Annotated in this window: 10 protein-coding genes and 1 pseudogene; 2 read left to right on the top strand and 9 right to left on the bottom strand. The window is 64.0% G+C overall.

What is annotated here, in order from left to right; genetic code table 11:
* Nucleotides 1-103 (top strand): annotated as a pseudogene (gene sdhB, locus QCE64_RS35210) (succinate dehydrogenase iron-sulfur subunit); the annotation flags it as partial.
* A 139-nt stretch (nt 104-242) separates the two neighbouring features.
* The gene (locus QCE64_RS35205; protein ID WP_310008868.1) at nt 243-1,433 is read left to right on the top strand and encodes an amidohydrolase family protein; all 1,191 of its coding nucleotides are present in this window, start codon (nt 243-245) and stop codon (nt 1,431-1,433) included.
* A 10-nt stretch (nt 1,434-1,443) separates the two neighbouring features.
* On the opposite strand, the gene QCE64_RS35200 is transcribed toward QCE64_RS35205, so the two are convergent.
* The 9 genes from QCE64_RS35200 to QCE64_RS35160 all read right to left on the bottom strand — a co-directional run bounded on the left by QCE64_RS35200 (nt 1,444) and on the right by QCE64_RS35160 (nt 9,489).
* Entirely contained in the window at nt 1,444-2,280 is an 837-nt protein-coding gene (locus QCE64_RS35200; protein WP_310008867.1) for a bifunctional allantoicase/(S)-ureidoglycine aminohydrolase, read from the bottom strand.
* 124 nt (nt 2,281-2,404) lie between these two features.
* Complete coding sequence (locus QCE64_RS35195) at nt 2,405-2,797, bottom strand: hypothetical protein (RefSeq protein ID WP_309927727.1); 393 nt, start codon at nt 2,795-2,797, stop codon at nt 2,405-2,407.
* A 64-nt stretch (nt 2,798-2,861) separates the two neighbouring features.
* Entirely contained in the window at nt 2,862-3,530 is a 669-nt protein-coding gene (locus tag QCE64_RS35190; RefSeq protein ID WP_310008863.1) for an RraA family protein, read from the bottom strand.
* Nucleotides 3,527-4,570, bottom strand: a complete 1,044-nt coding sequence (locus QCE64_RS35185) for an amidohydrolase family protein (protein ID WP_310008861.1) — start codon at nt 4,568-4,570, stop codon at nt 3,527-3,529. The genes QCE64_RS35190 and QCE64_RS35185 overlap by 4 nt, the downstream gene beginning before the upstream one ends.
* A gap of 29 nt (nt 4,571-4,599) precedes the next feature.
* The gene (locus QCE64_RS35180; RefSeq protein ID WP_310008859.1) at nt 4,600-5,922 is read right to left on the bottom strand and encodes an MFS transporter; all 1,323 of its coding nucleotides are present in this window, start codon (nt 5,920-5,922) and stop codon (nt 4,600-4,602) included.
* 183 nt (nt 5,923-6,105) lie between these two features.
* Nucleotides 6,106-7,005 (bottom strand): LysR family transcriptional regulator, encoded by a 900-nt coding sequence (locus tag QCE64_RS35175; RefSeq protein ID WP_310008857.1) that lies wholly within the window; start codon nt 7,003-7,005, stop codon nt 6,106-6,108.
* A 75-nt stretch (nt 7,006-7,080) separates the two neighbouring features.
* Nucleotides 7,081-7,338 carry a PAAR domain-containing protein gene (locus QCE64_RS35170; protein WP_310008855.1) on the bottom strand — a complete coding sequence of 86 codons (258 nt, stop codon included), beginning with the start codon at nt 7,336-7,338 and terminating at the stop codon, nt 7,081-7,083.
* Nucleotides 7,339-7,942: 604 nt separating this feature from the next.
* Nucleotides 7,943-9,079, bottom strand: a complete 1,137-nt coding sequence (gene argE / locus QCE64_RS35165) for an acetylornithine deacetylase (RefSeq protein WP_310008854.1) — start codon at nt 9,077-9,079, stop codon at nt 7,943-7,945.
* Nucleotides 9,076-9,489 (bottom strand): RidA family protein, encoded by a 414-nt coding sequence (locus QCE64_RS35160; RefSeq protein ID WP_309821382.1) that lies wholly within the window; start codon nt 9,487-9,489, stop codon nt 9,076-9,078. Before QCE64_RS35160 ends, argE begins: the two co-directional genes overlap by 4 nt.
* Between the last annotated feature and the right edge of the window lie 16 nt (nt 9,490-9,505).

The raw sequence follows: 9,505 nt of genomic DNA, 5'->3' as shown, positions 1-9,505 counted from the left end.
CTGCCATACGATCATGAATTGCGTCGACGTGTGCCCGAAGGGGCTCAACCCGACCAAGGCGATCGGCAAGATCAAGGAATTGATGGTGCGCCGGGCGGTTTAAGGCAAGACAAGGCATCGAACAACGCGAAAGGCGCGGCCCCTCAAAAGGCCGCGCCTTTTTGTCTGGCGCGTGCCAAAAGCGGTCACGGTCCGGCAGGGTACTATTCCCGCATACGAAGCCAACCGTCTCAGGTGCGTTCATGCCGCGCTCACTCCATCTCAGCAACCTTCGCCTGGCCGATGGCCAGCGCGTGTCCGTCACCATCGAAGACAAGCGTATCGCAGCGCTTGGCCCTGAGCTTGCCGTGCCGCCCGGCGTGCCCGTCGAAGACGGCGGCGACGCGCTGCTGCTGCCGGGCTTCGTCGAGGGCCACACGCATCTCGACAAGACCCACTGGGGACTGCCGTGGTATCGCAACGAAGTCGGCCCGTTGCTGACCGACCGCATCAGCAACGAACGCGCGTGGCGCAGCACGTCAGGACATAGCGCCGAAACCCAATCGCTGGCACTGGCGCGTGCATTCATGCAGGCCGGGACCACGCGTTTGCGCACGCACGTTGACATCGATACCGATGCGGGCCTGCGTCACCTCGAAGGCGTGCTCGCCACGCGTGAAACCCTGCGCGAGATGCTCGACATGCAGATCGTCGCGTTTCCGCAGTCGGGCATGCTGATCCGTCCAGGCACGGCCGAACTGCTCGACCGCGCGCTCGCCGAAGGTGCGGACGTGCTCGGCGCACTCGATCCCGCCTTGATCGACCGTGATCCGGTGGCCTCGCTGAACACGACATTCGCGCTCGCGCAACGCCATGGCAAGCCCATCGACATTCATCTGCACGAACCCGGCGAAGTGGGCGCATTCACGCTGCGGCTGCTGCTGGAGCGCGTCGAGGCGACGGGCATGCAAGGGCAAGTCGTCATCAGCCATGGCTTCTGTCTGGGCGCATTGCCAGAACGTGAACGCGACAGCTTGCTCGATCGCATCGCGCACTTGCGCGTGGCGTTGATGACGAGCGCGCCGCCGTCAGTCACCGTGCCGCCCTTGAAGACATGCACAGACAAAGGCATCACGATATTCGGCGGCAACGACGGCATACGCGATACCTGGACGCCCTACGGCGTGCCCGACATGCTCGAACGCGCGATGCTGATCGGCATGCGCTACGACCTGCGTCGCGACGACGATCTGCAGCTTGCGTTCGATACCGTCAGCGTGGCCGGAGCACGCGGCTGCGGTTTTACGGACTATGGCTTGCGCGTCGGCGCGCGCGCGGATCTCGTGCTCGTCGATGCAAAGTCCGTCGCACAGGCGGTCGTCGCGCGGCCGAAGCGCAAGCTCGTCATGGCGAACGGGCGCATCGTCGCGCGCGACGGAGCACTCGTCGCGTGATGAAGCCTTATCAACGCCGCGCGCCGAGCGTGAGCTTCACGTGGCGGTTGACGTCCTTGTACAAGAGATAGCGGAAGCGCCCTGGTCCGCCTGCGTAGCATGCTTGCGGACAGAAGGCGCGCAGCCACATGAAGTCGCCGGCCTCGACCTCGACCCAGTCCTGATTCAGCCGATACACCGCCTTGCCTTCGAGCACATATAGCCCGTGTTCCATCACGTGCGTTTCCGCGAACGGAATCACGCCGCCGGGCTGGAACGTGACGATGTTCACGTGCATGTCGTGACAAATGTCTTCGGGATCGACGAAGCGCGTCGTCACCCAGCGCCCTTCGGTGCCGGGCATTGGAATGGGCTCGATGTCCAGCTCATTGGTCACGAAGGCGTCGGGAAGCGGCACGCCGTCGACGGCTTCATAGTGCTTGCGCAGCCAGTGAAAGCGCGCGGCATCCTGATGACGATTGCGCATCTGCCAGGACACGCCCGGTGGAATGAACGCATAGCCGCCGGGCTTGAGCACATGCAGGGCGCCTTGCAATGTCAGTTCGATCTCGCCTTCCACGATGAACAACACGCCTTCGGCATCGGGGTCCTGCTCGGGCTGCTCGCTGCCGCCACCGGGCGCGACTTCCATGATGTATTGCGAGAACGTCTCGGCGAATCCCGTCAACGGGCGTGCCAGGACCCACAGACGGGTCTTGTCCCAGAACGGCAGATAACTGGTGACGATGTCGCGCATCACGCCTTTCGGAATGACGGCATAGGCTTCGGTGAACATCGCACGGTCGGTCAGGAGTTCGGTCTGCGCCGGATGGCCGCCATGCGGCGCATAGTAGGGTTGGCTTGACATACGAGAGTCTCCGTAAGGGTGGACATCGCATGCGCGTGGCGGAGCCGTGATCGTTGCGCCGTGCCGCGCATCGATCCATCATAGTCTTTCCGGCGCAGCCCGATGGCGCCTTTGCCGTGACCGCCTACAGCGGCACGTCTTCGATCAGTGCGAGACGCAATGCGCGAATGCGGCGATCCACGAAGTAGCCGCCGCCTTCCGTGTAACGCAGATAGAGACGCCCGCAGACCGAGCACTCCCACACGCCGCAACGGTTGTACGGGAAGTAGCGCGGCGCGATGGGCGCGTCCGCTGACCAGTACTGGATCTTGTTGGGCAGATACTCGGCGAACGTGGGCTCCGGATCGTCTTGCGGCCACAAGGTGCCGATCTCGCGGAGCTGCGTTTCGTCGAGAGAAAGCGGTTGCGACTGCCAGCCGTCGAGCGGGGTTTTCGTGCAGGTGCAGGGGCCGGGATTGCCGGCCTCGGCGTGTCGTGCGAGTTCGATGAGTGCTGCAGTGTCCAGGGTGTCGGGCATGACGCGTGAAGTCGGAGAGGCGAACGCGTCATCATGCGCGCGCGGGCGTGAGTTCGGCAAGCCCTCAGCCGTTGATCATCCGGTCACGTTGTGCCGCGACCCAGGTGCGATCGAAGCGTCCTTGCGCGATGGCTTCGAGCTGTGCCGCTTCCTTCGCTGCCTGCTTGCGCGCGCCTTCGATGACGGCTTCGACATCGACCGGTGCAATGGCCAGCACGCCGTCCTCGTCGCCGACGACGATATCGCCCGGATGCACCACCATGCCGCCCACGGTCACCGGCACGTTGATCTCGCCCGGTCCGTTCTTGTAGGGTCCGCGATGCGTGACGCCGCGCGCATACACCGGAAAATCACGCTGGCTCAGCGCGCCGACGTCGCGGATCGCGCCATCGATCACGAGGCCCTGCACGCCGAGGCTTGCCGCATAGCTCGCCATGATGTCGCCCATCAGCGCTTGCGTGAGTTCGCCTGCGCCATCGATCACGAGCACGTCGCCGGGGCGGCAGTAATCGAACGCGCGATGAATCGCGAGATTGTCGCCGCCGCGTGTGCGCACCGTGACCGCGGTGCCGGCCATCGGCCGCGGACGATGATAGGGACGCAGCCCGGTCGTGCCGCTCACGCGGGCCATGTTGTCGCTCAGAAGCGAGACCGCGAGTTCGCGCAACGCAGCGAGCGTCGCGGGGCTCGCCTGTACCGCCGATTCATGTTCACGCCAGCCAGCCGGATTCATGACGTTGCTCCTTCGGTGGATTGTTGTTGTCGGTCGAGCTGCGCGTTGAGGCGTCCATACACGGCCCGCGCGTTGTCTTCGTAGATGCGCTGACGGTCGGCATCCGCGAGCCATTCGATGGCGTCGATATAGCGGCGCGTATCGTCGTAATGATGGCCGGTCTCGGGATCGATGCCCTGCACCGCGCCGATCGTCTCCGATGCAAACAGGATGTTCTTCGCCGGGATCACCTTGGCGAGCAGCTCGGCGCCCGGCTGGTGATAGACGCAGGTATCGAAGAACACGTTGTTGAGCAGATACTCGGTGAGCAGCGGCCGCTTCATGTCCTGCGCGAGTCCGCGATAGCGGCCCCAGTGATAAGGCACTGCGCCGCCGCCATGCGGAATGATGAACTTGAGCGTCGGGAAGTCGGCGAACAGATCGCCGCTCAGCAACTGCATGAACGCGGACGTATCGCCGTTGATGTAATGCGCGCCCGTTGCATGAAAGTTCGGGTTGCACGACGACGAGACGTGGATCATGGCCGGCACGTCGAGTTCGACCATCGCTTCATAGAGCGGATACCAGGACCGGTCCGTGAGCGGCAGCCCGGACCAATGACCGCCCGATGGATCCGGATTCAGATTGCAGCCGATGAAGCCCAGTTCTTGCACGCAGCGCCGCAATTCGGCGATGCAGTTGTCCGGCGCGACACCGGGAGCCTGCGGCAACTGGCACACGCCGACGAAGTTACGCGGAAACAACTCCACCACGCGATGCACGAGATCGTTGCATGCGCCGGACCAGACGGCATTGGCTTCGGCTGTGGCGAGGTGATGACCCATGCCGGCGGCGCGCGGCGAGAAGAGGGTGAGATCGGTGCCGCGTTCGCGCTGGATGCGCAACTGCCCGCCTTCGATGCTCGCGCGAATCTCGTCATCGGAGACGCTGAGCAGCGGGGGCGGCGTATGACCGTCCTTCAGCGCGGCAATCTGTTTCGCGCGCCATGCTTCATGCTGCGGGGGCGAGGTCGTGTAGTGGCCATGGCAATCGATGATCATGCGTAAGGTCCGTTGCGTTGAGTGCGAATTCAGGTGCGTGCGGCGGGGTCGCCGGCGGGCAGGGAGGAGGCTTCGTCGTCGGCGGGCTTGACGCGCATGACCAGCGCGATCACGGTGGCCGCGACGAGAAACGCCGCGATGGTCAGCAACGCGAGCTTGAAGTTGCCGGTTGCGTTGCGCACGAGGCCGATGCTCCACGGCCCGACCAGCCCGCCGAACTGCGCGATCGTGTTGATGAGCGCGATGGTGGCCGCGCCTGCCGCGCCGGTCCGGAACGACGACGCGAGACTCCAGAACAGCGGATTGCCTGCGTAGATGAAGAGCCCTGTCACGCACAGCAGCACATAGGCGATGACGGGATTCGGCGCATAGGCGCTGCCCGCGATGGCCACGGCGCTCATGCCATAGACGAAGGCGAGATGCTTCTTGCGGTCGCCGGTGCGGTCGGAACTGCGGCTGATGATGAAGGTGCCGAGCACGCCCAGCAGCGGCGGCGCGGCCGAGAGAAAGCCGACTTCGATGTTGCTCAGATGGCCGAGACTCTTGACGATCTGCGGCAGCCACAGGAACAGTCCATAGATGCCGACCAGTGCGCAGCCGAACAGGCAGGCGAGGCTCCATACGCGGATGTCGCCCGCGACACGCAACAACGGGAAGTGCTTGGCGCCGCCCACGGCTTCGCGTTCGGCGGCGAGCGTGGTTTCGAGCCACTGCTTTTCGTCGTCGCTCAGCCAGTCGGCTTCAGCGGGCCGCTCCGTCATGATGCGCAGCGTGAGCAGGCCGAGCAGCATCGCGGGAATGCCTTCGAGGATGAACATCCATTGCCATCCTTGCAGACCCAGCACGCCGTTCGCGTAGGTCATGAGCATGGTCGAGATGGGGCCACCGAGCACGGCCGAGAACGATCCCGCGATGATGTAGCCGCCCACCGCGCGGGCCCGGTAGCGCACCGGGAACCACTTGGTCAGATAGACCGCGACGCCCGGCAGGAAGCCCGCTTCCATCACGCCGAGCGTGAAACGCAGCACGTAGAAGCTCTTGTCGTCGAAGACGAAGGCAGTGGCCGCGGCGACGGCGCCCCACGTCAGCAGGATGCGCGCAATCCAGCGGCGCGCGCCGACGCGATGTAGCAACAGGTTGCTCGGCACTTCGAGCACCATGTAGCCGACGAAGAAGATGCTGCCCGCGAAGCCGAACACGGCCGGGCTGAAGCCGAGCGCCTTGTTCATGTCGAGCGCGGCGAAGCCGATGTTGATGCGGTCGAGATAGTTGAAGAACATCATGGCGAAGAGCAAGGGCATGAGCCGCCCGTAGACTTTTCGCATCGTCGCCGCTTCGTTGAAAGGGGTCATGCCGTCTCCACGTTCTTCATCGGATCGCGAGGCTCTGCGGCCCCGCTTTACAAACAGCCTGCGCCGTTCTTGCAATCGGGCTGGCTGACGCGTACAGCACGCCAGCCTGTACGTTGGATCGATGATAAGAAGCGCGACGGCGCGCGTCCAAGACGCGTTGCTTATGCTTCTATAAGCTTCTGCTTATAGTGCGGGAGAGTCAAGGGACGGCGGAAGGCAGCGCAGGAAGGCGTGCAGATGTGCCGAATCGTCTTCGCCGCGGAAGGTGGCGGCCAGTGTCGACCAGAGCGATGCGCCGGGGCCCGCGAGCGGGCGGAACACGACGTCCGCGCGTCCGTGCCGCGCCACGGATTCACCGACGAAAGTCACGCCGAGCCCTGCTGCGACGAGTGCGATCGCGGTCTGGATCTCATAGGCCTGATGCGCGATGAACGGCGTCACGCCTGCATCGCGATACAAGGACTGCACCGTGTGCTTGAACTGCGCGTTCTGATGTTTTGGATAGACGATGAGCGGGGTATCGGCGAGTTCGGCGATGCGCACTTTCTTTCGTGCAGCCAGCGGATGATCGGGCGAAAGCACGGCCACTACATGCTCGCGCAGCAGTGTGTAGGAGGTGCAGCCCGGGATATCGAGCGGCTGCCGTCCGATGCCGACGTGGATGCGCAGGTCGCGCAAGGCATCGGTTTGCTCCTCGGTCAGCATTTCGAAGAGCTTGAGTTCGACTTCAGGGTAAGCGTGATGAAAGGCTTTGAGCGCGGGCGGGAGGATGCTGTACATCGCGGAGCGCGTGAAGCCGATCGAGAGCCAGCCGCGCCGTCCGACGCCGATCTCCTGTGCGCCGAGGCTCGCCTGTTCCCATGAGCCGAGTATCTGCCGCGCTTCGGTGCACAGGTAGTGGCCGGCTTCGGTGAGCCGCAGCGGCCGTCGCGCGCGGTCGACGAGTTGCGTGCCGAGGCGCTCTTCCAGCAGGCGGATCTGCTGGCTCAGGGCGGGCTGTGCGATGTGCAGGCGCTCCGCGGCACGGCTGAAGTTCAGTTCCTCGGCGAGAATGACGAAGCATTGGAGGGATCTGAAGTTCATGGGTTGTTGGAGTTCTGTGATGGCGATGTGGGATTCGGCTGCGGCGGGGCGGGCCGCGTTGACATTGGCACGACGTTACACGGAGGGACCGCTGCTTGTCACGATGAGGCTCGCGCCGCATGAGGTGCTGCTGCCGTGACGGGCAAGCGGACGGCCATCGACTACGCTGTGAGCGCCGTCGATGATGACGCCGGGGCCATGCAGCGGGCAACTGACGCTGTCGCCTGCGCGTGCGACAGGGCGGGTGCTGACGATGAGGCCGGATGTGGCGGAGGTCACCATGCCGCCGTGGGTGGTGGAGGTGCCTAGGGTGGCGATGGGGGTGGAGTGCATGGGGGAGGGGCGCGGACGTTCCGGGTTGCTCATAAAGTATTGCTTTCAATGCATTGACTTCCACGATACCCATGGGATGAGGCTTGCACATGAGGGTAGTTTTGACGCCGCTCCACTCATCATTGCCATGCTGGCTCGGAAGCCGCTCCGAGTATATATCTTGATATCAGTCGTCCAAACGCGAACTATTCGACACTGATGAGTTTTCCGTTGTCGAACTCAAATCGAACGCTATCAAGATAGACATGATGGGTTCCAGGCTCGGTCTTCAATACAACGGAGCCCGGTGGTCGCGATGTAACGTATGAATTCAGGCGGAACAAGACTTCATCAGCAGCGCCGGTTCACCCGCAGGCAGGATGGGCAGCGCGGGGCCGCTGACGGTCAGGGTGCGGGACAGGCCCTGCATGCTGTTCGTGTTCCTCGTTCCGTTCATGGCTGTGGAGCACACGAACAAGGAACACAAGCGAACAATGTGTACGGGACGCGTGCGGTGAAGGCACTAATGTCCGCGAGCGTGTCACTGACTGTCTACCAGAATGGTCCGAAACTGGACGGTCGCTTTGGGACACACTGATTGGAAGTGTCAGGGCAGAGTCCCTCCCTAGGCTAAACTCCCCACCAACCGCGCCAGAAACTCATCGCACGCATCCAGCTGCGCCAGCTCGACAAACTCATCCGGCTTGTGCGCGACAGCGATATCGCCGGGACCGCACACCAGCGCCGGCACCGAGAGCCGCGCCGAGAACAACCCGCCTTCCGTACCGAACGCGACCTTGCGCGTATCCGTTCCTGGCGGCAACAGCGCTTCGAGAAAGCGCACCGCGTCGCTTGTAACGTGCGTCTCGAGACCGGGATAAGCATTCACTTCCTCGATCTCCGGCAGCGTCGCGCTGCCGTCCGCTGCAGCGCGCGCCCGGATGCCGTCGAGAATCGCTTCCGCACGATCCGCCGCCAGCGTGCGGATCTCGAAGTCGAGCGTGCACTCGTTCGGCACGATATTCAGCGCACGGCCGCCGTGAATCGTGCCGACGTGAATCGTCGAATAAGGCACGTCGTAACCGTCGTCCTGTACGCCGTGTTCCGCGAGCTGCTGCTGCGCCGCGCGCATGGCCGTGATCCAGTCGGTGGCGACGTGGATCGCGTTCGTGTACTTCGGTGCGAGGGCAGAATGCCCTTCCTCGCCGCAACAGACCGCGCGGTACGCGGCCTTGCCCTTGTGGCCGGTGGCGATCTGCATCATCGTCGGCTCGCCGACCACGCACAGCTCGGGCCGCACCGGCGCGCTTTCCAGCACGTCGATCAGCCGCCGCACGCCCACGCAGCCGATTTCCTCGTCATACGACAGCGCGAGCTGCAACGGCTTCCTCAGCGTGCGTGCCGAGGCATCGAGCATCGCGACGACCGCGCACGCAACGAAGCCTTTCATGTCGGCCGAGCCGCGTCCGTACAGGCGTCCGTCGCGCACCGTCGCCTCGAAGGGCGGCACGGTCCACGGCTGGCCTTCGACCGGCACGACATCGGTATGACCCGAGAGCATCACGCCGGGCACATGCGCCGGCCCGGTGCTCGCGAACAGGTTGGCGCAGGTGCCCGCATCGTTTCTGACGAGCGTGCATGCGATTCCCGCCGCGCCGAGCAGTCCTGCGACATGCTCGATCAGCGTGAGATTGGGCGTGCGCGAGATCGTCGGGAAGGCGATCAGCGCCTTCAGCAACTCGGCGCTGCGGCCGGGCGTCATGCCGGCTTCACCGCGGTCACGTCGATCTCGACCAGCCACTCGGGCCGCGCGAGCGCCTGCACGACGATGCCGGTGGAAACCGGAAACACGCCCTTGAGCCAGCGGCCCATCACGTTATAGACGGCCTCGCGATAGCGCGGATCGATGATATAGACCGTCACCTTGCAGATGTCTTCGAGCTTGCTGCCGCATTCGTCGAGCAGCATCTTGACGTTCGCCATCGCCTTTTCAGTCTGCGCGGTGACGTCGCCGATGCCCACCGACTCGCGCGTGTCGAGATCCTGGCCGATCTGGCCGCGCAGATAGATCGTGTTGCCGGCGATCACGGCCTGGCACAGGTCGTTATCGAGCTTCTGTTCCGGATAGGTTTCGCGCGTATTGAACTTGCGGATGCGGGTATGCGTGGTCATGTCGTATCGAAAAAAA

It is taken from the genome of Caballeronia sp. LZ043, from assembly GCF_031451075.1.
Classification (GTDB): domain Bacteria; phylum Pseudomonadota; class Gammaproteobacteria; order Burkholderiales; family Burkholderiaceae; genus Caballeronia.
The sequence above is the reverse complement of the archived record's forward strand: the minus strand, read 5'-3'. Positions and strand labels throughout refer to the sequence as shown.